The sequence below is a fragment of the Microbacterium sp. SORGH_AS_0969 genome (assembly GCF_030818255.1).
GTDB lineage: Bacteria > Actinomycetota > Actinomycetes > Actinomycetales > Microbacteriaceae > Microbacterium.
In genome coordinates this window covers 3,847,870-3,871,818 of sequence record NZ_JAUTAG010000001.1, presented here as the reverse complement: position 1 = coordinate 3,871,818, position 23,949 = coordinate 3,847,870, and the positions used below count along the sequence as shown (strand labels likewise).

Annotated in this window: 23 protein-coding genes and 1 pseudogene; all 24 read left to right on the top strand. The window is 69.8% G+C overall.

Translation table 11 applies throughout. The features are described from left to right. Positions 1-22: 22 nt before the first annotated feature. The 24 genes and pseudogenes from infC (at position 23) to QE388_RS18045 (ending at position 23,947) form a co-directional block, all read left to right on the top strand. On the top strand, positions 23-688 hold the full coding sequence (gene infC, locus QE388_RS18160; RefSeq protein WP_108317775.1) for a translation initiation factor IF-3: 666 nt from the start codon (positions 23-25) through the stop codon (positions 686-688). A 48-nt stretch (positions 689-736) separates the two neighbouring features. After that, positions 737-931, top strand: a complete 195-nt coding sequence (gene rpmI, locus QE388_RS18155; protein WP_058232311.1) for a 50S ribosomal protein L35 — start codon at positions 737-739, stop codon at positions 929-931. A 29-nt stretch (positions 932-960) separates the two neighbouring features. Then, positions 961-1,344: a 50S ribosomal protein L20 gene (gene rplT / locus QE388_RS18150; protein WP_013583374.1), complete on the top strand. Its 384-nt coding sequence runs from the start codon at positions 961-963 to the stop codon at positions 1,342-1,344. Between the two features lie 103 nt (positions 1,345-1,447). Beyond that, positions 1,448-2,245, top strand: coding sequence for an RNA methyltransferase (locus QE388_RS18145; RefSeq protein WP_275799187.1), 798 nt, complete (start codon positions 1,448-1,450; stop codon positions 2,243-2,245). Positions 2,246-2,333: 88 nt separating this feature from the next. Continuing rightward, a complete protein-coding gene (locus QE388_RS18140; RefSeq protein ID WP_307386946.1) occupies positions 2,334-3,095 on the top strand; it encodes an amino acid ABC transporter ATP-binding protein in 762 nt (253 codons plus the stop codon). Positions 3,096-3,220: 125 nt separating this feature from the next. Beyond that, the gene (locus QE388_RS18135) at positions 3,221-4,141 is read left to right on the top strand and encodes a glutamate ABC transporter substrate-binding protein (protein WP_307386944.1); all 921 of its coding nucleotides are present in this window, start codon (positions 3,221-3,223) and stop codon (positions 4,139-4,141) included. 82 nt (positions 4,142-4,223) lie between these two features. Then, positions 4,224-4,874: an amino acid ABC transporter permease gene (locus QE388_RS18130; protein ID WP_275797748.1), complete on the top strand. Its 651-nt coding sequence runs from the start codon at positions 4,224-4,226 to the stop codon at positions 4,872-4,874. Further along, the gene (locus tag QE388_RS18125) at positions 4,871-5,785 is read left to right on the top strand and encodes an amino acid ABC transporter permease (protein ID WP_307386941.1); all 915 of its coding nucleotides are present in this window, start codon (positions 4,871-4,873) and stop codon (positions 5,783-5,785) included. Before QE388_RS18130 ends, QE388_RS18125 begins: the two co-directional genes overlap by 4 nt. A 49-nt stretch (positions 5,786-5,834) precedes the next feature. Then, complete coding sequence (gene pheS / locus QE388_RS18120) at positions 5,835-6,875, top strand: phenylalanine--tRNA ligase subunit alpha (RefSeq protein ID WP_307386939.1); 1,041 nt, start codon at positions 5,835-5,837, stop codon at positions 6,873-6,875. Continuing rightward, positions 6,875-9,386 (top strand): annotated as a pseudogene (gene pheT, locus QE388_RS18115) (phenylalanine--tRNA ligase subunit beta). The gene pheS and the pseudogene pheT overlap by 1 nt, the downstream one beginning before the upstream one ends. Positions 9,387-9,896: 510 nt before the next feature. Next, a complete protein-coding gene (gene argC, locus QE388_RS18110) occupies positions 9,897-10,946 on the top strand; it encodes an N-acetyl-gamma-glutamyl-phosphate reductase (protein WP_307386937.1) in 1,050 nt (349 codons plus the stop codon). Next, the gene (gene argJ, locus QE388_RS18105; RefSeq protein ID WP_275797721.1) at positions 10,943-12,100 is read left to right on the top strand and encodes a bifunctional glutamate N-acetyltransferase/amino-acid acetyltransferase ArgJ; all 1,158 of its coding nucleotides are present in this window, start codon (positions 10,943-10,945) and stop codon (positions 12,098-12,100) included. The genes argC and argJ overlap by 4 nt, the downstream gene beginning before the upstream one ends. After that, complete coding sequence (gene argB, locus QE388_RS18100; protein ID WP_058594888.1) at positions 12,097-12,999, top strand: acetylglutamate kinase; 903 nt, start codon at positions 12,097-12,099, stop codon at positions 12,997-12,999. The genes argJ and argB overlap by 4 nt, the downstream gene beginning before the upstream one ends. Beyond that, positions 12,996-14,213: an acetylornithine transaminase gene (locus QE388_RS18095; protein ID WP_307386935.1), complete on the top strand. Its 1,218-nt coding sequence runs from the start codon at positions 12,996-12,998 to the stop codon at positions 14,211-14,213. The genes argB and QE388_RS18095 overlap by 4 nt, the downstream gene beginning before the upstream one ends. Next, positions 14,210-15,133: an ornithine carbamoyltransferase gene (argF, locus tag QE388_RS18090; protein ID WP_307386933.1), complete on the top strand. Its 924-nt coding sequence runs from the start codon at positions 14,210-14,212 to the stop codon at positions 15,131-15,133. Before QE388_RS18095 ends, argF begins: the two co-directional genes overlap by 4 nt. Beyond that, the gene (locus QE388_RS18085) at positions 15,112-16,233 is read left to right on the top strand and encodes a heparan-alpha-glucosaminide N-acetyltransferase domain-containing protein (RefSeq protein ID WP_307386931.1); all 1,122 of its coding nucleotides are present in this window, start codon (positions 15,112-15,114) and stop codon (positions 16,231-16,233) included. Before argF ends, QE388_RS18085 begins: the two co-directional genes overlap by 22 nt. Positions 16,234-16,291: 58 nt before the next feature. After that, positions 16,292-17,722, top strand: a complete 1,431-nt coding sequence (gene argH, locus QE388_RS18080; RefSeq protein WP_307386929.1) for an argininosuccinate lyase — start codon at positions 16,292-16,294, stop codon at positions 17,720-17,722. Positions 17,723-17,799: 77 nt separating this feature from the next. Beyond that, a complete protein-coding gene (locus QE388_RS18075; protein WP_275797731.1) occupies positions 17,800-18,303 on the top strand; it encodes a Pycsar system effector family protein in 504 nt (167 codons plus the stop codon). A gap of 90 nt (positions 18,304-18,393) precedes the next feature. After that, positions 18,394-19,707, top strand: a complete 1,314-nt coding sequence (tyrS, locus tag QE388_RS18070; RefSeq protein WP_275797733.1) for a tyrosine--tRNA ligase — start codon at positions 18,394-18,396, stop codon at positions 19,705-19,707. Position 19,708: 1 nt separating this feature from the next. Next, the gene (locus QE388_RS18065) at positions 19,709-20,488 is read left to right on the top strand and encodes a DUF4184 family protein (protein ID WP_307386927.1); all 780 of its coding nucleotides are present in this window, start codon (positions 19,709-19,711) and stop codon (positions 20,486-20,488) included. A gap of 215 nt (positions 20,489-20,703) precedes the next feature. After that, entirely contained in the window at positions 20,704-21,606 is a 903-nt protein-coding gene (locus tag QE388_RS18060) for a ParA family protein (protein WP_307386925.1), read from the top strand. Beyond that, complete coding sequence (locus QE388_RS18055; protein WP_307386923.1) at positions 21,590-22,552, top strand: ScpA family protein; 963 nt, start codon at positions 21,590-21,592, stop codon at positions 22,550-22,552. Before QE388_RS18060 ends, QE388_RS18055 begins: the two co-directional genes overlap by 17 nt. Continuing rightward, complete coding sequence (gene scpB, locus QE388_RS18050) at positions 22,542-23,147, top strand: SMC-Scp complex subunit ScpB (protein ID WP_307386921.1); 606 nt, start codon at positions 22,542-22,544, stop codon at positions 23,145-23,147. The genes QE388_RS18055 and scpB overlap by 11 nt, the downstream gene beginning before the upstream one ends. After that, the gene (locus QE388_RS18045) at positions 23,144-23,947 is read left to right on the top strand and encodes a pseudouridine synthase (RefSeq protein ID WP_307386919.1); all 804 of its coding nucleotides are present in this window, start codon (positions 23,144-23,146) and stop codon (positions 23,945-23,947) included. The genes scpB and QE388_RS18045 overlap by 4 nt, the downstream gene beginning before the upstream one ends. Positions 23,948-23,949: the final 2 nt, after the last annotated feature.

Sequence of the window (23,949 nt, the reverse complement as noted above, 5' to 3'; positions counted from 1 at the left end):
TCTTCGCCCGCGATTCCACCGGATCGCGGCGGCCACCACCCGCACACAAGAGGAGTTCCGCATCAGCGATCCCCGCACCAACGAGCGCATCCGAGTCCCGGAGGTCCGTCTCGTCGGACCCAACGGCGAGCAGGTCGGCATCGTCCGAATCGAAGCTGCGCTGCGCCTGGCCCAGGAAGCGGACCTCGACCTGGTCGAGGTTGCGCCGAGCTCGAAGCCTCCCGTGGTCAAGATCATGGACTACGGCAAGTTCAAGTACGAAGCCGCTCAGAAGGCCAAGGAAACGCGCCGTAACCAGGCGAACACGGTCCTCAAAGAGGTCCGGTTCCGCCTCAAGATCGAGGCTCACGACTACATCACCAAGCTCAAGCGCGCCGAGGGTTTCCTCCAGGCGGGCGACAAGGTGAAGGCGATGATCCTGTTCCGCGGTCGCGAGCAGTCGCGTCCCGAGCAGGGTGTGCGCCTGCTCCGCAAGTTCGCGGAAGATGTCGCCGAGTTCGGCACCGTCGAGTCCAACCCCACGATCGACGGCCGCAACATGGTGATGGTGGTCGCTCCTCACAAGAACAAGTCCGAGGTCAAGACCGAGCAGAACGCGCAGCGCGCGGCGAACCGTGAGGCGGCGCGCAGCGCTGCTCGCGGCGACTCGGCCCCGGAAGAAACGCCCACCTCGGCCCCCGCCGAGTAAAGCTCCCCAGACTCCCGCTTCGCCGGGAACACCAACGAAGGAAGACAGATGCCGAAGCAGAAGACCCACTCGGGCGCCAAGAAGCGCTTCAAGCTGACCGGTAGCGGCAAGCTCATGAAGCAGCAGGCCGGCATGCGCCACAACCTCGAAGGCAAGGCCTCGAAGCGCACCCGCCGCCTGAACCAGGAGCAGGTCCTGGCCGCCGGTGACTCGAAGGTCGCCAAGAAGCTCCTCGGTCTCTGAGCGCCGACGCACGTTAGGAAGAAACAGAAATGGCTAGAGTCAAGCGGGCAGTAAACGCCCACAAGAAGCGTCGCGTCATCCTCGAGCGCGCCTCCGGTTACCGCGGTCAGCGTTCGCGCCTGTACCGCAAGGCCAAGGAGCAGGTCACCCACTCCCTGGTGTACGCGTACCGTGACCGTCGCAAGCGCAAGGGCGACTTCCGTCGTCTGTGGATCCAGCGCATCAACGCTGCGTCCCGCCAGAACGGCCTCACGTACAACCGCTTCATCCAGGGCCTCGGCCTCGCGGGTGTCCAGGTCGACCGTCGTATGCTCGCCGAGCTCGCCGTGAACGAGCCCGCCGTGTTCGCCTCGCTGGTTCAGACCGCGAAGGCGGCGCTGCCCAGCGACGTCAACGCTCCGAAGACCGCGTAAGACGCGTCCTCGCACCGAACGGGCGTCCTCTGCGGAGGGCGCCCGTTCGTCGTTTCCGCGCGGCATCCGGGGGTCTATGCCGCCCACGTCATACACTGAGGACGTGCTTGAGAACCCCCGTTCGCCGCGGGTGCGCGCCGTGGCCAAGCTCAGCAAGCGCGCCGCCCGTCAAGAGACCGGCCTCTTCCTCCTCGAGGGTCCGCAGGCCGCGCGCGAAGCCCTCGCGTGGGCTCCCGAGACCATGCTCGAGCTCTACGCGACCCCGACGGCTCTCGAGAAGCACACCGATGTGCGCGATGCCGCCGAGCGAGCGGGCGTCGACCTGCAGTACACGACCGAGGCGGTCCTGGATGCCATGGCCGACACGGTCACGCCCCAGGGCATCGTCGCGGTGGCCCGGCAGACTCCGACGGCGTTGAAGGACGTGCTCGCGGGCAACCCGCGCCTCATCGCGATCTGCGAGGAGGTGCGCGATCCCGGCAATCTCGGCACGATCATCCGCGCCGCGGACGCCGCCGGTGCCGATGCCGTCGTCCTCACGGGACGCACCGTCGATCCGTACAACCCGAAGGTCGTGCGATCGACCACCGGTTCGCTGTTCCACCTTCCCGTCGCGGTCGACCTCGATCTCGCCGACGTCGTGGCGCGAGCGCACGAGGCCGGGTTGCGCGTGGTCGCCGCCGATGTCGACGGCGACGACTTCCTGGCATCCCGAGACCTCCTGTCGGAGCCGACGGCATGGCTGTTCGGCAACGAGGCGCGGGGACTGGACGACACGGCGCTCGCTCACGCGGACCTGTCGTTGCGCCTGCCGATCTACGGCCGTGCCGAGTCTCTGAACCTCGCGACGGCCGCGAGCGTGTGCCTGTACGAGACCGCCTTCGCTCAGCGCGCGCGGTGACCCCGCGGGACGTTCCCGGCTGTTACAGAACGGTTAAGGCGTGCGCCAGAGGCTGGTCGGACGCACATCATCCTCATAGGGTGAACGCATGGCATCCGTTCCCCCGGCGGGCCCTGAGCCCCTTGTCGTCGTCTCCGATGTGCAGAAGCACTACGGCCAGTTTCAGGCGCTGAAAGACATCAATCTCACTGTCGACCGCGGTGAGGTCGTCGTCGTCATCGGTCCCTCCGGATCGGGTAAGTCGACGCTCTGCCGCACGATCAACCGCCTCGAGACGATCACGAGCGGGTCGATCACCATCGACGGTGCGCGCCTGCCCGAAGAGGGCAAGGCGCTCGCGAAGCTGCGTGCCGATGTCGGCATGGTCTTCCAGTCGTTCAACCTCTTCTCGCACCTGACGATCCTTGAGAACGTCACGCTCGGTCCCATCAAGGTCCGCAAGCTCAAGAAGGCGGATGCCGAGAAAGAGGCGCGGGCACTCCTGGAACGCGTGGGCGTCGGTCACCAGGCCGACAAGCTCCCCGCCCAGCTGTCGGGCGGTCAGCAGCAGCGTGTCGCGATCGCTCGAGCACTGGCGATGAAGCCGAAGGTCATGCTGTTCGACGAGCCGACCTCGGCCCTGGACCCCGAGATGATCAACGAAGTGCTCGACGTCATGGTCGGTCTCGCCAAGGACGGCATGACCATGATCGTCGTGACCCACGAGATGGGCTTCGCGCGAAAGGCCGCGAACCGGGTGGTCTTCATGGCCGACGGGCAGATCGTAGAGCAGGCGGCTCCCGAGCAGTTCTTCACGAACCCGCAGTCCGACCGTGCGAAGGACTTCCTCTCGAAGCTCATCACGCACTGATCGAAAAGGCGACGAACAAGGAGGTTCTCTCGCCCCAACTCGTGTCACCTTTTTCCCCCCGGCCGACCCGAACGCGCCGTCACCGACCCCTTTCCGCACAGCACACGTAACCAAGGAGACATCACATGCCTAGAACTCGTACTCTCACGGGCCTCGGCGTCCTCGCCGCGAGCCTGCTCGCCCTGACGGCTTGCAACAGCGGCACCCCCGGCTCGCCCGATGCCGGATCCGACGGCGGCAGCAGCGACGCCCCGGTCTACGGCGCGGTCGCCACCGACGTCACCATCGAGAACAGCCCGACGTTCGACAAGATCAAGGCGGCCGACAAGGTCGTCATCGGCGTCAAGGAAGACCAGCCCGGCCTCGGCTACCTCGACCCCGTCACGGGCGAGCGCAAGGGCTTCGATGTCGACATCGCGCGGTGGATCGCCGCGTCGCTCGGATACGACCCGGCCGACAGTGCCAAGGTCGAGTACAAGGCGATCGCCTCGGCGAACCGCGAGCAGGCGATCATCAACGGTGACATCGACTACTACGTCGGCACCTACTCGATCACCGACAAGCGCAAGGAGCAGATCGCCTTCGCCGGGCCCTACTTCCTCACGGGCCAGGGCCTGCTCGTCGCCGCCGACAACGACACCATCACCGGCAAGGACTCGCTGACCGCCGACACCACGGTGTGCTCGGTCACCGGCTCGACGCCGATCCAGCGCATCCGCGAAGAGACACCCGCCAAGGTCGTCGAGTTCGACACCTACTCGCAGTGCGTCGAGAAGCTGAAGAACGGCGAGGTCGACGCGGTGACGACCGACGAGGCCATCCTTCTTGGCTACGCCGCTCAGGACCCCGACAACCTCAAGATCGCGGGCGAGCCCTTCAGCGAGGAGCGCTACGGTGTCGGCCTCGCCAAGGGCGACACCGCGTTCCAGGAGTTCGTGAACACCATGTTCACCGACGGCGGCTCCACCTGGGAGGCCATCTTCGAGAAGAACCTCGGCGCCTCGGGCGTCAAGGGCGAGCAGCCGGCGGTCGACCCCGTCAGCTGAGCCCCTCGTGCGGGCGGCGAGTGATCGCCGCCCGCACGCACTCCGCTCGATCGAACGACGAAAACAGAACGGACACCCTTCGGTGAATCAGATCTTCGACTACCCCGACCTGTGGGCGCAGGCGCTGTGGGGGACCGTCGTGCTCTTCCTGGGCGGCGGTCTGATCGCTCTCGTGTTGGGCTTCATCGTCGGGGCGATGCGGGTGTCGCCGATTCCGATCGCCCGCGCCGTGGGTGCGGTCTACGTGAACTGGATCCGCAACACCCCGCTGACGCTCGTGCTGTTCTTCTTCGCCTTCTGTGTCCCGCTGCTGATCGAGGTGCCGCGCGGGAGCTTCCTCGCCCTCGCCGTCTGCGGCCTCGGCATCTACACGGCGACGTACGTCGCCGAGACGATCCGCTCCGGCATCAACACCGTCCCCGTCGGACAGGCCGAAGCCGCCCGCGCCCTCGGCCTCGGTTTCGGCCAGGTCATGTCGCTCGTCGTCCTCCCGCAGGCGACGCGTTCGGTCATCCCGCCGATGATGAGCGTCTTCATCGCCCTGTTGAAGAACACCACCGTCGCGTCCGGCTTCTCGGTGGTCAACCTCGGCAACATCCGCGCCGTGATGAGTGAGAACGGCGAGAACCAGCTCATGACGATCATCCTGGTCATGGCCGTCTTCGTCCTCCTGGTGCTCGTGCTCTCGGCCCTGCAGCGCGCCGCCGAGAAGAAGTGGAAGGTCGCCCGATGAGCTCCTCCGTCCTCTACGACCTTCCGGGCCCCCGCGCCCGGATGCGCAACCGCATCCTCGGTGCGGCCACTCTGCTGCTCGTCGTCGCCGTCATCGGCTTCGTCGTCTGGCGCTTCCTCGACACCGGCCAGTTCTCGGCCACCAAGTGGAACGTCTTCACCTACACGGCGATCTGGGTGCGTTTCGGCGAGGCGACGCTCGCCACCCTCGCGGCCTTCGCGGCTGCCGCGGTCGGCGCCGTCGTGCTCGGGTTCATCCTCGCGATCGGGCGCATGTCCGATCACGCCTGGGTCCGGATGCCGGTCGGCTGGATGGTCGAACTGCTCCGGGCTGTCCCGGTGCTGATCTTCATGCTGCTGCTCTATTACGGTCTGCCCGTCATCGGGCTGAAGGTGTCGCCGTACTGGGCCGTCGTGATCGCGCTCATCGCCTACAACGGCTCGGTGCTCTCCGAGGTCATCCGTGCCGGTGTCGAGTCGCTCCCGCGCGGACAGAGCGAGGCCGGTTACGCCATCGGTCTCCGCAAGGCCGGAGTCATGCGGCTCGTCCTGCTGCCTCAGGCCATTCGCGCCATGCTGCCCGTGATCATCGCGCAGCTGGTCGTCACGCTGAAGGACACTGCGCTCGGCTTCATCATCACCTATCCCGAGCTGCTCTACTTCGCGCGTCAGCTCGGGTCGAACGGCGAGTACGGGTCGCCGCTCATCCCCGCCGCGATGGTGGCCAGTGTCATCTACGTCGCCATGTGCCTCGCGCTGTCGTACGCCGCCCACCGCGTCGAGATCGGTCTGCGCCGCTCGCCCAAGGCGACGCGCGTCGCCGGCGCCGAGCCTCCCGGGCAGACCGGAACCGACACCGAGCTGATCGTCGCGCAGCGCGGCCTCGGCAAGTACGACGCCTCCGGGCTCTGAGCATCGACGGGCGGGGGAGTGTCCCCGCCCGTCGGTAGACTCTCATCTCGTGTCCGACGCACCCGAGATCACCCCCGAGGCCGTCGCCTCCGCCGTCGATGCCGCGCTCGCGGCCATCGCCGCGGCCGCGACCACGGCCGACCTGAAAGCCGCCCGCTCCGCGCACACCGGTGAGCAGTCCGCCCTGGCGCGGCTGAACGCCCAGATGCGCCACGTCGCCCCCGACCAGAAGGCCGCGTTCGGCAAGCTCGTCGGCCAGGCCCGCGGCCAGGTCAACCAGGCGCTCGCCGCCCGTGAGACCGCGCTCGCCGAGGCCGAGACGGCCGCGAAGCTCGAGGCCGAGCGCATCGACGTCACCGCGCTGCCGCAGCGCGCGCGCGTCGGGGCACGGCATCCGATCTCGCTCCTGCAGGAGCAGGTCTCCGACATCTTCGTCGGCATGGGGTGGGAGATCGCCGAGGGGCCCGAGCTCGAGCACGAGTGGTTCAACTTCGACGCGCTGAACGTCGACCCCGATCACCCGGCGCGCACGATGCAGGACACCTTCTACGTCGATCCGGTCGCGCGGCACCTGGTGTTGCGTACCCAGACGTCACCCGTGCAGATGCGTTCGATGCTCGAGCGCGACATTCCGATCTATGTGCTGTCCCCGGGCCGCGTCTACCGCACCGACGAGTTCGACGCGACGCACCTCCCCGTCTTCACGCAGTTCGAGGGGCTCGTCATCGACAAGGGCATCACGATGGCCCACCTCAAGGGCACGCTCGACCACGCCGCGCGCGTGCTGTTCGGCCCCGAGGCGAAGACGCGTTTCCGCGCCAACTTCTTCCCCTTCACCGAGCCGAGCGCCGAGCTCGACCTGTGGCACCCCACCTTCAAGGGCGGGGCGCGCTGGATCGAGTGGGGCGGCTGCGGCATGGTGAACCCCAACGTCCTGCGCGCCGCCGGCATCGATCCCGAGGAGTACTCGGGCTTCGCGTTCGGCATGGGCATCGAGCGCACGCTCATGTTCCGCAGCGACGTGCAAGACATGCGCGACATGGCCGAGGGCGATGTCCGTTTCAGCGAGCAGTTCGGAATGGTGGTCTGATGCGCGTCCCGCTCTCCTGGTTGCGCGAGTACGTCGACGTGCCCGCGGATGCCACGGCCGACGATGTCCTCGCGGCTCTGGTCTCCGTCGGCTTCGAAGAAGAAGACGTTCACCGCTTCGAGCTCGCAGGCCCCATCGTCGTCGGCGAAGTGATCGAGTTCACGCCCGAGCCGCAGTTGAACGGCAAGACCATCCGCTGGTGCCAGGTCGACGTGGGCGACGAGCACGGCGGGGTGCGCGGCATCGTCTGCGGCGCGGGCAACTTCTTCCCCGGCGACAAGGTCGTGGTGACCCTTCCCGGCTCGGTGCTGCCCGGGCCGTTCCCGATCGCCGCACGCAAGACGTACGGCCACGTGTCCGACGGCATGATCGCCTCGGCGAAGGAGCTGGGGCTCGGCAGCGAGCACAGCGGCATCCTGCGTCTGGTCGACCTCGGGATCGACGCGCCGGTGGGGACGGATGCCATCGCCCTGCTGGGTCTGGACGACATCGCCGTCGAGATCAACGTGACGCCCGACCGCGGGTACGCGCTGTCGTTGCGCGGGGTGGCGCGCGAGTACTCGCACGCCACCGGCGCGGACTTCCGCGACCCGGGGACGGGGCACGACGACGCCGTCGCGCGGATTCCCTCGGGCTTCCCGATCGCGGTGGACGACCGCGCGCCGATCCGCGGACGTCAGGGCGCGACCGAGTTCGTCGCCCGCATCGTGCGCGACGTCGACCCGTCGCGTCCGACGCCGCCGTGGATGATCACGCGTCTGTCGCTCGCCGGCATCCGCTCGCTCGGTGTGCTGATCGACATCACCAACTACGTCATGCTCGAGCTCGGCCAGCCGATCCACGGCTACGACCTCGACCGTCTGCAGGGCGGCATCACGGTGCGCCGCGCTGAAGAGGGCGAGAAGCTCGAGACGCTCGACGGGCAGGTGCGCACCCTCAGTGCGGAAGACCTCCTCATCACCGACGAATCGGGACCGATCGGTCTCGCCGGCGTCATGGGCGGCGGCCCGACCGAGATGAGCGACGCGACCCGCAACGTGCTCATCGAGGCCGCGACCTTCGACCAGGTCTCGATCGCCCGCACCGCGCGTCGGCACAAGCTGCCCTCCGAAGCTTCGCGGCGTTTCGAGCGCGGTGTCGACCCGCTCGTTCCCTACGTCGCGGCCGAGCGTGTGGCCTCGCTGATGGTCGAGCTCGCGGGCGGCACGCTCGATACCGAGCTCGGGGGGGCGCTCGGCGCGCCCTACCGCCGTGACCCGATCACCCTCCCCGCGGGCTTCGTGTCGGGCCTGATCGGTGTCGAGTACACCGACGACGAGATCGTGTCGGCGCTGCGGCTCATCGGGTGCACGGTCGACGAGCGCGACGGCGGCTGGTCGGTGACGGCTCCCTCGTGGCGCCACGACCTCTCCGACAAGTGGACGCTGGCCGAAGAGGTGGCGCGCATCGAGGGCTACGACCGCATCCCGTCGGTGCTGCCCACGCCGCCCTCGGGTCGCGGCCTCACGTCCGCGCAGCAGGGGCGTCGCCGCGTGGCGAACGCCCTCGCGGCCGCCGGTTTCGTCGAGACGCCGTCGTTCCCCTTCACGACCGAGGAGCAGAACGCCCTCCACGGCTCGCCCTCGGGAGAGAAGCTGCCGAGCGTCAAGCTCGCGAACCCGCTCGACGGCCTCGCGCCGTTCCTGCGCCGGTCGCTCGTCCCGGCGATGCTGCAGGTCGCGCACCGCAACGTCTCGCGCGGCATCGTCGACCTGGCGCTGTTCGAGATCGGCACGGTGTTCCTCCCGAAACCCGGCGTGCAGTACGGCACTCCGTCTGTCCCGCCGCTCGCGGTGCGTCCGGACGCCGCGACGCTGACGGCTCTGGATGCCTCGATCCCTCCGCAGCGGCGGCACGTCGCCGTCCTGCTGACGGGACACACCGTCGCGAAGCAACCCGGCCAGGCGGCCGTCGCGGCCGACCTCGCCGACGCGGTCGACGCCGTGCGCGTGCTGGCCGGCGCGGCCGGGCTCGACATCGAGCTCGTCCAGGCGCAGCGCGCGGCCCTTCACCCCGGGCGCACCGCGCGTGTGCTGGCCGGCGGTGTCGACATCGGCTACGTCGGAGAGGTCCTGCCCACGGTCTCGGCGGACGCCGACCTGCCGGGGCGCGTGCTGGTCGCCGAGCTGGACCTCGACGCGATGCTCGATCTCGCTCAGTCGCGCGTCGTCGCGGCCTCCCTGTCGGGCTTCCCGGCGGCGACGCAGGACGTGTCGCTCGTGGTCCCCGTCGACGTCGCGGCCGGCGCCGTCCGTGCCGCGCTGCTCGAGGGGGGCGCTCCGCTCCTCGAGGGCACGCGTCTGGTCGACGACTACCGGGGTCCGGGCCTGGCCGAGGGAACGAAGAGCCTGACCTTCGCGCTGCGCTTCCGTGCCGACGATCGCACCCTCACCGCGGCGGAGGCCACCGAGGCCAAGCTCGCGGGGGGTCGCGGTGGCCGCCGAGCGGTTCGGGGCGACGATCCGCGACTGACAGACGTCGAGACCGACGACGGGGCGGGGTGTCCGCGGCGGAGGCCGTGGCATCCCGCCCCTCGCGTACGCGGCCGTCCGTTCGCGCGTCGAGGCGCGCTTATGCTGAACGATGCGCAGGTTCACCTGCGACGTGGGCCTGCCCTCACCGCCGGTATAGGGGGCAGTCGGAAGCAACCAGCGATGAGGGCAGGACTCACAGCATATCCCCCTCTTGTCCCCCAAATGGGGGACAAGAGGGGGATTGCATGCCGTTCTCCCAGCGGAGCCCGCGCGGACCCGCATCCGCACGTGATTTGCCCTGGCCCCGACCGGGCCGATACCCTCGCCAGATGTCGTCGATCGCCGCGTTCAGCTCGGAGCTCTCCGTGAGCACCGCTGCGCTGCGCCGACGTCGGGTCGCACGCCGAGTTTCGGCGACCTCGTAGCCCGCCGGTTGTCGGGCTTGCGGGCGTCGCCGCCCCGGTACGCGCTGAATTTCAGCACCCGCCCCGACTCCTAAGGTAGATACATGACCCTCTCGGTCGCCGTCTCCGGCGCTTCCGGCTATGCGGGCGGCGAGATCCTCCGCCTCCTCGCCGATCATCCCGATGTCGAGATCCGCACCGTCACCGCGCACTCCAGCGCGGGTCAGCCGCTTCTCGCCCACCAGCCCCACCTCCGGTCGCTCGCGCACCTCGAGCTGCAGGTGACGACCCCCGAGATTCTCGCGGGCCATGACGTCGTCTTCCTCGCGCTGCCGCACGGCCAGTCCGCGCAGTACACCGACGCCCTCGCGGACACCCCGCTCGTGATCGACGCGGGGGCCGACCACCGCCTCACCTCGTCGGACGATTGGGCCGCGTTCTACGGCGGCACGCACGCCGAGCCGTGGGCGTACGGCGTGCCGGAGCTGCCCGTCGCGGGCGGCAAGCAGCGCGACAACCTGCGCGGCGTGACGCGTATCGCGGCCCCGGGCTGCAACGCGTCCACCGTGGCGCTCTCGCTCGCGCCGGGCGTCGCCGCGGGTGTCATCGACCCGGGCGACATCGTCTCGGTCCTCGCCGTCGGGCCGAGCGGGGCGGGGAAGGCCGCGAAGACGAACCTCCTCGCCAGCGAGATCCTCGGCACCGCCAATCCCTACGCGGTGGGCGGGACGCACCGGCACATCCCCGAGATCCGGCAGGCGCTCGCCGCGGCCGGAGCGGTGGCCGACGGCATCCGGATCTCGTTCACCCCGGTCCTCGTCCCCATGGCGCGGGGGATCCTCGCGACCTCGTCGGCACCCATTCGGGAAGGGGCGACGGATGCCGAGATCCGCGCCGCGTGGGAGAACGCCTACGCCGATGAGCCCTTCGTCGAGCTCCTTCCGGAGGGCGTCTTCCCGCGGACGGCCGACGTGCTCGGCGCCAACGTCGCCTCGATCGGGCTCGCGATCGATCGGGCGGCGAACCGTGTGATCTCGGTCGCCGCGGTCGACAATCTCGTCAAGGGCACGGCCGGAGCCGCCGTGCAGTCCATGAACATCGCCCTGGGTCTCGCCGAGACCACGGCCCTTCCCCTGAACGGAGTCGCCCCGTGAGCGTGACCGCCCCCGCCGGATTCGAGGCGGCCGGAGTCGCCGTCGGCCTCAAGTCGACGCATGCGCGCGATGTCGCCGTCGTGGTCAACCGTGGCCCTCTCAAGGTGGGCGCCGCGGTCTTCACCTCGAACCGGGCGAAGGCCAACCCGATCCTGTGGTCGGAGCAGGTCGTGAAGGACGGCGTCGTCGAGGCCATCGTGCTCAACTCGGGCGGAGCGAACTGCTTCACCGGGTCGTTCGGCTTCCAGACCACGCACCAGACCGCCGAGCGCGCGGCCGAGCTGCTCGGTGTCGGCGCGGGCGATGTGCTCGTGTGCTCGACCGGCCTCATCGGCACCGGTGACGAGGTCTTCCGCGCGAAGGTTCTCGCGGGCGTCGACCAGGGGATCGCGACGCTCTCGCCCGAGGGCGGCGAGGACGCGTCGCTCGCGATCATGACCACCGACTCGAAGCCCAAGCGGGCCGTGCACGTGGGCGAGGGGTGGTCGATCGGCGCGATGGCGAAGGGCGCGGGGATGCTGGCGCCGGGCCTGGCGACCATGCTCGTCGTGATCACCACCGACGTCGTCCTCGACGCGGCCGAGGCGGACGCGGCGCTCCGCGCCGCGACGCGCGTGAGTTTCGACCGGCTCGACTCGGACGGCTGCATGTCGACGAACGACCAGGTCACTTTGATGGCGAGCGGGGCCAGTGGCATCCGGGTTCCCGCCGAGGAGTTCGCCGAGGCTCTCACCGCGGTATGCGACGATCTCGCGGCACAGCTGCAAGGCGATGCCGAGGGCGCCAGCCATGACATCACCATCCGGGTCGTGAACGCCGCGAGCGAGGACGACGCCGTCGTGGTGGGCCGCTCGATCGCCCGGAACAACCTCTTCAAGGCCGCGGTCTTCGGCAACGACCCGAACTGGGGTCGGGTGCTCGCCGCGATCGGGACGACCGACGCCGCCTTCGACCCGTACGACGTCGACGTCTGGATGAACGGCGTGCGCGTGTGCACCGCCGGCGGTCCGGACCGTCCGCGTGAGGACGTCGACCTGACCCCCCGCGCGACCGACCTCGTCGTCGACCTGCGCGTCGGCGAGGCCGCGGCCACGATCCGCACCAACGACCTCACGCACGATTACGTCCACGAGAACAGCGCCTACTCCTCATGACCCACGTCGACCTCCAAGACACCGATCCCGCCGAAGCCAGCGATCGGGCGGTCACGCTCGTCGAATCGCTGCCGTGGGTGCGCAAGTACCGCGACCAGGTCGTCGTGGTGAAGTACGGCGGAAACGCCATGGTCAGCGACGAGCTGCAGGACGCCTTCGCCGCCGACATCGCGTACCTGCGCTACGTGGGCGTGAAGCCCGTCGTCGTGCACGGCGGCGGTCCGCAGATCTCGTCGATGCTGAATCGCCTCGAGATCCCGAGCGAGTTCCGCGGCGGCTATCGCGTCACCTCGACCGAGGCCATCGGCGTGGTCCGGATGGTGCTCACCGGACAGATCAACCCGCAGCTCGTGGCGAAGGTCAACGCGCACGGACCTCTCGCGACCGGTCTCAGCGGAGAGGACGCCGGCCTGTTCGGCGGTCGTCGCCGCGGCGTGGTCGTGGACGGGGTCGAGCACGACCTGGGCCGCGTCGGCGACGTCGTCACGGTCGACCCGCAGCCCGTGCTCGACCACCTGGCCGCGGGCCGCGTGCCGATCGTCTCGAGCATCGCGCCCGATCTCGACCACCCCGGCAACTCGCTGAACGTGAACGCGGATGCCGCGGCCGCGGCGCTCGCGGTCGCGTTGAACGCGAAGAAGCTCGTCGTCCTCACCGACGTGCCCGGGCTCTACGCCGACTGGCCGAACCGCGACTCGCTCGTGTCGCACCTCACCTCGACGGAGCTGCGCGCGATGGTGCCGAAGCTCGAGTCGGGCATGATCCCGAAGATGCAGGCGTGCCTCGACGCCGTCGACGGGGGAGTGCCCACCGCGGCCATCATCGACGGACGCGTGCCGCACTCGGTGCTCGTCGAACTGTTCACCAGCAAGGGAATCGGAACGGAGGTGGTCGCATGACCACGGCAACCTGGCAGGAAGACGCCGGACGCGACCTCGTCCGGAGCTTCGGCGACCGCATGGCGATGTTCGTGCGCGGCGAGGGCGCCTACTTCTGGGACGCCGACGGGACGAAGTATCTCGACTTCCTCGCCGGTATCGCGGTCAACGCCCTCGGTCACGCGCACCCGGTGTTCGTCGAGGCGATCACCGCGCAGGCGTCGACCCTCGCGCACGTCTCGAACTACTTCGCCACGCCGCCGCAGCTCGCGATGGCCGCGCGCCTGAAGCGGCTCGCCGGCACGGGAGAGTCGGGCCGCGTGTACTTCGGTAACTCCGGGGCCGAGGCCAACGAGGCGGCGTTCAAGCTCGCGCGCCTGCACGGCCGCGGCACCGACCGCACGCGCATCCTGACGCTCAAGGGCGGCTTCCACGGCCGCACCATGGGCTCGCTCGCCCTCACCGGCAAGCCCGCGCTGCAGGCCGACTTCCTGCCGATGGTCCCCGGCGTCGAGCACATCGACGCCACGATCGAGGCCCTCGAGGCCGCGGTCGACGAGCGTGTCGCCGCTCTGCTGGTCGAGCCGATCCAGGGCGAGGCGGGCGTCGTCGAGCTCCCCGAGGGGTACCTGCAGGCCGCGCGCGAGATCACCGCGCGCCACGGCGCTCTGCTGATCATCGACGAGATCCAGACCGGTGCCGGGCGCACCGGCGCCTGGTTCGGGTTCCAGCACGCCGGTATCGTGCCCGACGCGATCACCGTCGCGAAGGGCATCGGCGGCGGTTTCCCGATCGGCGCGCTCATCACGTTCGGTGCGGCCAGCGACCTGTTCTTCCCCGGCACGCACGGCTCGACCTTCGGCGGCAACGCCCTGGGCACCGCGGTCGGGGGAGCGGTGCTGCAGGAGATCGAGGCATCCGGTCTCGTCGAGAACGCCGCCCGCCGCGAGGGGGAGATCCGCGACGGCATCGCCGCGCTCGGCTCGCCGCTCGTCGCGGGCGTCCGCGGCCGGGGCCTGCTGCTCGGCATCGGCCTCACGAGCCCCGTCGCCAAGGCCGTGGTCGCCGCGGCCCAGCAGCACGGGCTCGTCGTGAATGCCGCCAACGACGACACCATCCGCATCGCGCCGCCCCTCACGATCGGGGATGCCGAGATCGCGCAGTTCCTCGAGCTGTTCGCGGCCGCGCTCTCCACCGTCTCCGATGCCCTGATCCTCGAAGGAGCTCCCGCGTGACCCGCCACCTGCTGCGCGACGACGACCTGACCCCGGCCGAACAGGCCGAGATCCTCGACCTCGCGATCGAGCTGAAGAAGGACCGCTGGGCGCAGAAGCCGCTCGCGGGCCCGCAGACCGTCGCGGTGATCTTCGACAAGTCCTCGACCCGCACGCGCGTCTCGTTCGCCGTCGGTATCGCCGATCTCGGCGGGTCGCCGCTGATCATCTCGACCGCGAACAGCCAGCTCGGCGGCAAGGAGACGCCCTCCGACACCGCCCGAGTGCTGGAGCGTCAGGTCGCCGCGATCGTGTGGCGCACCTACGCGCAGGCGGGGCTCGAAGAGATGGCGCGCGGAACGCGCGTCCCGGTCGTCAACGCCCTCAGCGACGACTTCCACCCCTGCCAGCTCCTCGCCGACCTGCTCACGATCCGCGAGCACAAGGGCGAGCTGAAGGGGCTCACGCTGTCGTTCTTCGGCGACGGCCAGAGCAACATGGCCCACTCGTACGTGCTCGCGGGCGTCACCGCGGGCATGCACGTCCGCGTCGCGGCTCCCACGGACTACGCGCCGCGCGCCGACGTGATCGCGGATGCCGAGCGGATCGCCGCCGAGACCGGCGGATCGATCACCCTCAGCGACGACCCCGAGGCCGCGGCATCCGGGGCCGACGTCATCGTCACCGACACGTGGGTGTCGATGGGCAAGGAAGAGGAGAAGCTCGCGCGGATCCGCGATCTGGGCGGATTCAAGGTCACGAGCGAGCTCATGGCCCTCGCCGACGACGAGGCGATCTTCATCCACTGCCTTCCCGCCGACCGCGGCTACGAGGTCGACGCCGAGGTCATCGACGGCCCCCAGAGCGTTGTGTGGGACGAGGCCGAGAACCGGCTCCACGCCCAGAAGGCGCTGTTGGTGTGGCTTCTGCGCCAGAACTGACGTCCCGGCCACGCCGGCTCTGGACCCGTTTCGACGGGCCGGGCCGGCTGGCCGGCGTCGACCTCGCCCGGGGCCTCGCGGTCGTGGGCATGCTGGCCGCGCATCTGCTCGACACCGAGGACTTCGTCGCGGGAGACCCCTCGTCGTGGCTCGACATCGTCAACGGGCGTTCCTCGATCCTGTTCGCGGTCCTCGCGGGCGTGTCGATCTCGCTCGTCACCGGCGGGACGCGACCGGTCCAGGGGTACCGCCGCACCCGCGCCTCGGCGCGACTGGCGATGAGGGGCGCGTTGCTGTGGGTCATCGGCATCCTGCTCGTGATGACGGGCGTGCCGGTTTACGTGATCCTGCCCGCATACGCCCTGCTGTTCGTGCTGTCGCTGCCGTTCCTCGGGATGCGCTCTCGGGCGCTCTTCCTCACCGCGGGAGCGCTGGCGCTCGTCATGCCGTGGATCCAGCCCGTGCTCGACGCCGCGCCGATCTGGTCGGGTCGCGGGGGCGACGAGCTGGCAGCGGCTCTCGGGTGGCACTACCCCTTCCCCGTGTGGATCGCCTTCCTGCTCGCCGGGATGGGCCTCGGACGCCTGGACCTCCGGCTGCTGCCCGAGCAGGCGCTGATCGTGCTCTCGGGCTCCGCGCTCACGCTGGCGGGATACGGGCTCGCCCTCGCGACGGCGCCCCTCGTGGCGGGGAACGCCTATCTCTCGACGGTCCTGACCGCCGAGGACCACTCGGCGGGGCTCGGCGAGGTGATCGGCTCGGGCGGCTTCGCGATCGCGGTGATCGGGCTGTGTCTGTTGCTGTGCCGCACGCCGCTGCGCTGGGTCGCGGTCCCGCTCCGCGCCGTCGGCTCGATGCCGCTGACCGCCTACGTCGTGCAGCTGCTGGTGTGGGCCGTCGTCGCTCTGGCCGTGCTCGGCGACACCTCGGATCTGTGGGGGATCCGCGCGCTCGAGCTCTTCGGTCCGCTGACCCTCGGTCTGATCGTCGGGTGCACCGCGTGGGTGCTGACGGTCGGCCGGGGACCGCTCGAAGCGCTCGTCGACGCGATCGTGCGTCTCGTCGTGGGACGGGATGCCGCGGTGCCGAGCGAGCGCTGAGAGTCGGGCCTCGCTGGGCGGGCTCGGTGCTGTCGGCGGCCCTCGGTAGGCTGGGGGCATGAGCAGCGAGACCGGCCAGGCGACGAACGAGGGAGCCCTGTGGGGCGCCCGTTTCTCGGGCGGACCCTCTCCCGAGCTGGCGGCGCTCAGCCGTTCGACGCACTTCGATTGGGACCTCGCCCTTTACGACATCGCCGGCTCGCACGCGCACGCCGCGGCCCTCGAGGCCGCCGGGTACCTCGACGCGGCCGAGGCCGCGGCCATGCACGCGGGACTCGACGAGCTCGCCGCCCGCGTGAAGGACGGCACGCTGGTCGCCGCCCCCGGCGACGAGGACGTCCACGGTGCTCTCGAGCGCGTGCTCATCGAGACGGTCGGGCCCGCGCTCGGCGGCAAGCTGCGCGCCGGCCGCAGCCGCAACGACCAGATCGCGACGCTCGTTCGTCTCTACCTGCTCGACCACGCGCGCACCCTGACCCGCGAGGTCCTGCGCCTGATCGACGCTCTCGTGGCCCAGGCCGAGGCGAACGCCGGAGCCATCATGCCCGGGCGCACGCACCTCCAGCACGCGCAGCCCGTTCTCCTCGCCCATCACCTGCAGGCCTACGGTTGGGCGTTCACGCGCGGCATCGAACGCCTGCGCGACTGGTCGGTGCGAGCCTCGGTCTCGCCCTACGGCGGGGGAGCGCTCGCCGGTGCGACCCTGGGGCTCGACCCGCAGCTCGTGGCCGACCGACTGGGCCTCGCGCGCCCGGCCGAGAACTCGCTCGACGGCACCGCCTCGCGCGACGTCGTGGCCGAGTTCGCGTTCATCACCGCGATGATCGGCGTCGACCTCTCGCGTCTGGCCGAAGACGTCATCCTCTGGAACACCCGCGAGTTCGGCTTCGTCACGCTCGACGACTCCTACTCCACGGGCTCGAGCATCATGCCGCAGAAGAAGAACCCCGACATCGCCGAGCTCGCGCGCGGCAAGGCCGGCCGTCTGATCGGCAACCTCTCGGGTCTGCTCGCCACGCTGAAGGGTCTGCCGCTGGCGTACAACCGCGACCTGCAGGAAGACAAAGAGCCGGTCTTCGACTCGGTGCGCACGCTCGAGCTCGTGCTGCCGGCGTTCTCGGGCATGATCGCGACCCTCCGCTTCCACACCGACCGCATGGCGGAGCTCGCCCCGCAGGGCTTCTCGCTCGCCACCGACGTGGCCGAGTGGCTCGTCCGTCAGGGCGTGGCGTTCCGCGACGCGCACGAGATCTCGGGCGCGCTGGTGCGCGCGTGCGAGGAGCGCGAGATCGGTCTCGAAGACGCCGACGACGCCCTGTTGGCATCCGTCTCTCCGTCGCTCACGCCCGCGGTGCGCGAGGTGCTGACCATCGAGGGGTCGGTGTCGAGCCGCACCGGTGTCGGTGGGACGGCTCCCGAGCGCGTGCGTGAGCAGCGCGAAGAGCTCGTGTCGCGGGCTCAGTCGGCCGCGCGCACGCTGATCGACTGATCAGCTTTTGGCTTATCAAATCCGAACGATAAGCCATAGCCTTATCAGGTGATCTATCGGACTCCCGTGGTGCCCGTGTGAGGCGTCGAGCGACAGACCTGCCGCGTCTGGAAGTCCTTTGGCGGCAACTCGAGAACGTCAACGCGTTGATTCGGCACGCCGACACGAAGCTGACCACGTTGATCGCTTTCGCGGGGGTGGCGGGGGGTGGGCTGTTCGTTGTGTCGGACAGAGCCGACCCCGCATGGGTTGTCTTCTTCTCGGCCCTTTGCGGGCTCCTGATCGCCGCTTCGGGGGTACTCGCCCTCGCCGCTCTTCTCCCGCGTCGACCCTACCGACCCGGGCGTGCGACGGAACACATCTACTTTCGAGCCATCGCGAAAGAGTACGAGGGTCCGGATGCCTATACGGCTAGTGTTCTGAAAGACGGCGTTGACCTGAGCGTCAACCTTGCTCGCCAGATCCAGATCAATGCCGTTATCGCGGACCGGAAGTTCGCATTGAGCAGTGGGGCGACGTTGTGTCTGATGGCCGCGGGACTCCTCCTCGCCGTCGTGGCGGGGCATCAGATGTTTGGGTGAGGCGATGATGAGGGCGCGGCGGCGTTTCCCTGCGGTCGCGGTCGCGCCCTGGCATCCGGGGTCCGATACCCCCGCTGGTAGCCTGAACGGGTGTCTGCACCGATCGATGCGGCGCCCGTGAGCGCCCTCCAGCCCGCCAATGACCCGACTTTCGACAATGTCTGGGACGAGCTGGTCTATCGCGGACTCATCCACGTGTCGACCGACGAGACCGAGCTGCGCGAGCTCCTCGGCGGCGACCCGATCGTCTTCTACTGCGGCTTCGACCCGACCGCGCCGAGCCTGCACCTGGGCAACCTCGTGCAGCTGCTCACCATGCGTCGCCTGCAGCTCGCCGGACACCGCCCGCTCGGGCTCGTCGGCGGCTCGACCGGTCTGGTCGGCGACCCCCGCCCCACGGCCGAGCGCACGCTCAACACGCGCGAGACGGTGGCCGAGTGGGTGTCGCGCCTGCGAGCCCAGGTCGAGCGCTTCCTGAGCTTCGAGGGCGACAGTGCCGCCCGCATGGTGAACAACCTCGATTGGACGGCGCCCCTGAGCGCGATCGACTTCCTGCGTGAGATCGGTAAGCACTTCCGCGTCGGCACGATGCTGAAGAAAGACGCCGTCAGCGCGCGCCTGAACTCCGAGGCCGGCATCAGCTACACCGAGTTCAGCTACCAGATCCTGCAGGGACTCGACTACCTCGAGCTGTACCGCCAGTACGGCTGCGTGCTGCAGACCGGCGGCAGCGACCAGTGGGGCAACCTCACCAGCGGCACCGACCTGGTCCGCAAGGTCGAGGGCGCGTCGGTCCACGCCATCGGCACCCCCCTCATCACCAACAGCGACGGCACGAAGTTCGGCAAGAGCGAGGGCAACGCCATCTGGCTGGATGCCGACATGTGCAGCCCGTGGGCCATGTACCAGTTCTGGCTCAACACCGACGACCGCGACGTGATCGAGCGCCTCAAGGTGTTCACGTTCCTCACGCGCACCGAGATCGAAGAGTACGCGGGACTCGTCGAGAGCGAGCCGTTCCGCCGCGCCGCGCAGAAGCGCCTCGCACGCGAGGTTGTCACGACCGTGCACGGAGCGGAGGCGACCGAAGCCGTCATCGCCGCGACCGAGGCGCTGTTCGGCCAGGGCGACGTGAAGGCTTTGGATGCCGCCGTGCTCCGCACGGCACTCGAGGAACTGCCGAACGCGACGATCGCCCGCGGAACCACCGTCGTCGAGGCGCTGACTGCCACCGAATTGTCGTCGAGCCTCAGCGACGCGCGCCGCGCGATCGCACAGGGCGGCGTCTCGCTGGACGGCGAGAAGGTGACGAGCGACGACGCCGTGGTGCAGGGGACTCTCCCCGGCGGCGTCTCGGTGCTGCGCCGCGGCAAGAAGACGCTCGCGGGACTCTTCCTCAGCTGACATGCCGTTCACCGTCAGCCACGCAGTCGTCGCCCTTCCCTTCGTGCGGACGCCGCTGGTGTCGGCGGCGATCGCGATCGGCGCGATGACCCCCGACCTTCCGCTGTTCCTGCGCGGAATCGTGCCCCCGTACTCCGTGACGCACGACCTCGCGTGGCTCCCGGTGACGGTCGTCCTGGCGTTCGTGCTGCTTCTCGTGTGGCGGTGCGTCCTGCGCCCCGCGACGCGCGAGCTGCTGCCGCGGCGCATCGCCGAGCGCCTGCCCGACGGATGGGATGCCGGTGCCCCCACGGCCGCGCGCGAGACCGTGCGCGGGGGAGTCAGCGGCATCCTGTGGCTCGTCGTCTCGCTCGCGCTCGGGGTGGTCACGCACATCGCGTGGGACTTCTTCACGCACGAGGGGCGAGCGGGCGATGCCCTGTTCCCCGCGCTCGAGCAGCAGTGGGGGCCGCTCCTGGGCGTGAAGTGGCTGCAGTACGGCTCGGGGGCGTTCGGGCTGGCCGGGCTGGCGGTCTTCGGGTTGTGGTGGCTTTCGCGTCGGTCGGTGCGTCCGGTGAGCCGGGTGCTTCCGGATGCCGTGCGCGCGGTGTGGTGGCTCTCGCTTCCGGTCGCGCTGGTCGGGGCGACACTCGTGGCGCTCGCGGTCGAGGGAGGGTTCGGGGCGGAGTACACCCCGACCCACCTGATCTACGGCGTGCTCGTGAAGGTGGCCGCCGTGTGGGGCGTGGCGACGCTCGCTCTCGCGGTGTTCGTGCAGGTGCGGCGGCGCGTCCGCGCCTGAGGCTGCGCGGGTGGTGCCGGTCCCTTCGACAGGCTCAGGGACCTCGGTCGGGACGCGGCTCGGGGCCTCGGTCGCGACGTGGCTCGGGGCCTCGGTCGGGACGCGGCTCAGTGACCCGAGGGGTGGTGGCTGAGCCTGTCGAAGCCTCCGCGCCGGGCGGTGTCCGCGGGTCACGCGGGGCGGGGCGACGGGCGGCGGCTAGACTCGACGACGTTATGACGAAGGCGGGAGACTCGGTGTCGGCGAGCACGAAGGGCAGCAAGACGGGCGCAGACGAGGTCATCCTCGGACCCACCGGTCGTCCCTACCAGGGGTTTCCCACCCCGCCGGCTCTCGACAGCCATGGTCCCGCGCGCATCATCGCGCTGTGCAACCAGAAGGGCGGCGTCGGCAAGACGACGACGACCATCAACCTCGCCGCCTCGCTCGCCGGCTACGGCCGCCGCGTGCTCGCGATCGACTTCGACCCCCAGGGAGCGCTGTCGGCGGGTCTCGGCATCCAGACCCATGACGTGCCGACGATCTACGACCTGCTGCTCGACACCAAGCGCGACCCGCGCGAGGTCATCGTCGACACGCGTGTCGAGGGCCTCGACGTGCTGCCGGCCAACATCGACCTGTCGGCCGCCGAGGTGCACCTCGTCAACGAGGTCGCGCGCGAGACGATCCTCGCGCGCGTACTGCGCAAGGTCGCGGCCGACTACGACGTCATCCTCATCGACTGCCAGCCCTCGCTGGGCCTGCTCACCGTGAACGCGCTCACCGCCGCACACGGCGTGCTCATCCCGCTCGAGTGCGAGTTCTTCGCCCTGCGCGGTGTCGCGCTGCTGGTCGAGACCATCGACAAGGTGCGCGACCGGCTGAACCCGGCGATCCAGCTCGACGGCGTGCTGGCCACGATGTACGACCCCCGCACGCTGCACTCGCGCGAGGTGCTCGAGCGTGTCGTCGAGGCATTCGGCGACGACGTCCTCGAGACGGTCATCGGTCGCACGGTGAAGTTCCCGGATGCCTCGGTCTCGGGCATGCCGATCACGGAGTTCGCGCCCGAGCACGCCGCCGCCCAGGCCTACCTGCGGTTGGCGCGGGAGCTGGTCGCGCGTGGCGCCGTCGCCTGACGACACCCGCGTCGCGGCGGCATCCGCCCCCGGTGGCTTCGACGAGCTCAGCCACCTCGCTGAGGCAGCGCGAGAGCGCGGGGCCGAGGTTTCTGAGCCCCCGACCGAGGTCCCTGAGCCCCCGACCGAGGTCCCTGAGCCTGTCGAAGGGACCGAAACCGACGCGGCCGGCTTCCGCGTCACCCTCCCCGTCTTCGACGGACCGTTCGACCTGCTCCTCACGCTCATCTCGCGCGCCGAGCTCGACATCACCGAGGTCGCCCTCAGCCGTGTGACCGACGAGTTCATCGCGTACCTCCGCGACCTCGGTCCCGAGCAGGACCTCGATGAGGCATCCGAGTTCCTCGTGGTCGCGGCGACGCTGCTCGACATGAAGATCGTCGGGCTGCTGCCGCAGGGCGAACTCGTTGATGCCGAGTCCGTGGCGCTGCTCGAAGCGCGCGACCTGTTGTTCGCTCGACTCCTCCAGTACCGGGCGTTCAAAGAGGTGTCGACGTGGTTCGCGCGGTGCCTGCAGCGCGAGGATCGCCGGCACACCCGCGACGTGCGGCTCGACGAGAAGTACCGCGCAGCCGTGCCGGAGCTCGTGTGGACGCTCAGCCTCGACGACTTCGCGGCCCTCGCCGTCGTCGCGATGGCGCCCAAGCAGATCCCCACCGTCGGGCTCGACCACCTGCACGCGCCGCTCGTGAGCATCCGCGAGCAGGCCGCGATCGTCGTGACGCTGCTCCGTTCGGCGGGCACCCTGAACTTCCGCGACCTCGTCGCCGGCGTCACCGAGACCGGCGTCGTCGTCGCGCGGTTCCTCTCGATCCTCGAGCTGTACCGCCACGCGGCGCTGTCGTTCGAGCAGCTCGAGCCGCTGGGGGAGCTGACGCTGCGCTGGACCGCCGAGAGGTGGTCGGAAGAGAACCTCGCCGCCCTGGGAGCCGACTATGACCGCTGACCCGCAGGCCCCGATCCCGGCTCCGCGCCCGAGCGATCCGGCATCCGTCGCCCGTCGTCTGGAGGCGATCCTGCTCGTCGTCGACGAGCCGCAGAGCCTCGTGAGCCTTGCCGCCGCGGTGGGCGCGCCCGTGCCGGCCGTGCGACAGGCGGTCGAGGCGCTCGTCGCGGACTACAACGGCGAGATCGGTGGGCCGGTCCGTGGCTTCGAGCTGCGCGAGGTCGGCGGCGGATGGCGGTTGTACGTCCGCGAGGAGTACGACGACGTCGTGGGCGAGTTCGTGAACACCCAGGCGCCCTCGCGGCTGTCGCAGGCGGCGCTCGAGACCCTGGCCGTCATCGCGTACAAGCAGCCCGTGACGCGCGGGCAGGTGGCATCCATCCGTGCCGTCAACGTGGACTCGGTCGTCCGGACGCTGCTCGCCCGCGGGCTCATCACCGAGGTGTTCACCGACCCCGACACGGGGGCGATCCACTATGGGACGACCGACCAGCTGCTGGTCAATCTGGGCATCAACTCGCTCGACGAGCTGCCCCACATCTCGCCGTTGCTCGACGACGGCGCCGACGGATTCGACGGAGAGGTTCTGAAATGACTGACGCTTCGACAGGCTCAGCGACCGGGGGCTCGCGCTCAGCGGGCGGGGGCGAAGAAGGTGTGCGGCTGCAGAAGGTGCTCGCGAATGCGGGTGTGGCCTCGCGGCGCGTCTCGGAAGAGATGATCGTCGCGGGCCGCGTACGGGTCAACGGGCAGGTGGTGACCGAGCTCGGCTCGCGCATCGACCCCGAGGCCGATCTCGTCGACGTCGACGGCACGGCGATCCAGCTCGACGCGTCGAAGCGCTACGTCATCCTGAACAAGCCCACGGGCGTCGTCAGCTCCATGAGCGACGACCGCGGGCGCCCCGACCTGCGGCGCTACACGAAGGACTGGGACGAGCGTCTGTTCAACGTCGGACGACTGGATGCCGACACCTCGGGCCTTCTCGTCCTGACCAACGACGGCGACCTCGCCCACGTGCTCGCACACCCCTCGTTCGGCGTGACGAAGGTCTACATCGCGAAGGTCGAGGGGCAGGTGCTGCCCCAGACGATCCAGCGACTCATCAAGGGCGTCGAGCTCGAGGATGGGCGGATCGCGGCCGACAAGGCGCGGCTGCTCGACGCCTCGCGCGGCGAGAGCCTCGTGGAGCTGACGCTGCACTCGGGCAAGAACCGCATCGTCCGGCGGATGATGGCCGAGGTCGGCCACCCCGTCGTCGAGCTGGTGCGTCGGCAGTTCGGGCCCCTGCACCTGGGAACACTCCCGGTGGGCAAGGCGCGCGAGTTGACTACAGTAGAACGCGGCGCCCTGCTCACGCTGTCCCGTCGGGACGGCGACACTCCCGCGGAGTGAGC

Bases quoted from the DNA above. Each gene is read 5' to 3' on its own strand.
- argC (WP_307386937.1), top strand. From the start codon at position 9,897: ATGACCCTCTCGGTCGCCGTCTCCGGCGCTTCCGGCTATGCGGGCGGC.
- QE388_RS18095 (WP_307386935.1), top strand. From the start codon at position 12,996: ATGACCACGGCAACCTGGCAGGAAGACGCCGGACGCGACCTCGTCCGG.
- argH (WP_307386929.1), top strand. From the start codon at position 16,292: ATGAGCAGCGAGACCGGCCAGGCGACGAACGAGGGAGCCCTGTGGGGC.
- QE388_RS18065 (WP_307386927.1), top strand. From the start codon at position 19,709: ATGCCGTTCACCGTCAGCCACGCAGTCGTCGCCCTTCCCTTCGTGCGG.
- QE388_RS18060 (WP_307386925.1), top strand. From the start codon at position 20,704: ATGACGAAGGCGGGAGACTCGGTGTCGGCGAGCACGAAGGGCAGCAAG.
- QE388_RS18140 (WP_307386946.1), top strand. From the start codon at position 2,334: ATGGCATCCGTTCCCCCGGCGGGCCCTGAGCCCCTTGTCGTCGTCTCC.
- argB (WP_058594888.1), top strand. From the start codon at position 12,097: ATGACCCACGTCGACCTCCAAGACACCGATCCCGCCGAAGCCAGCGAT.
- QE388_RS18125 (WP_307386941.1), top strand. From the start codon at position 4,871: ATGAGCTCCTCCGTCCTCTACGACCTTCCGGGCCCCCGCGCCCGGATG.
- QE388_RS18135 (WP_307386944.1), top strand. From the start codon at position 3,221: ATGCCTAGAACTCGTACTCTCACGGGCCTCGGCGTCCTCGCCGCGAGC.
- rpmI (WP_058232311.1), top strand. From the start codon at position 737: ATGCCGAAGCAGAAGACCCACTCGGGCGCCAAGAAGCGCTTCAAGCTG.
- rplT (WP_013583374.1), top strand. From the start codon at position 961: ATGGCTAGAGTCAAGCGGGCAGTAAACGCCCACAAGAAGCGTCGCGTC.
- scpB (WP_307386921.1), top strand. From the start codon at position 22,542: ATGACCGCTGACCCGCAGGCCCCGATCCCGGCTCCGCGCCCGAGCGAT.
- QE388_RS18045 (WP_307386919.1), top strand. From the start codon at position 23,144: ATGACTGACGCTTCGACAGGCTCAGCGACCGGGGGCTCGCGCTCAGCG.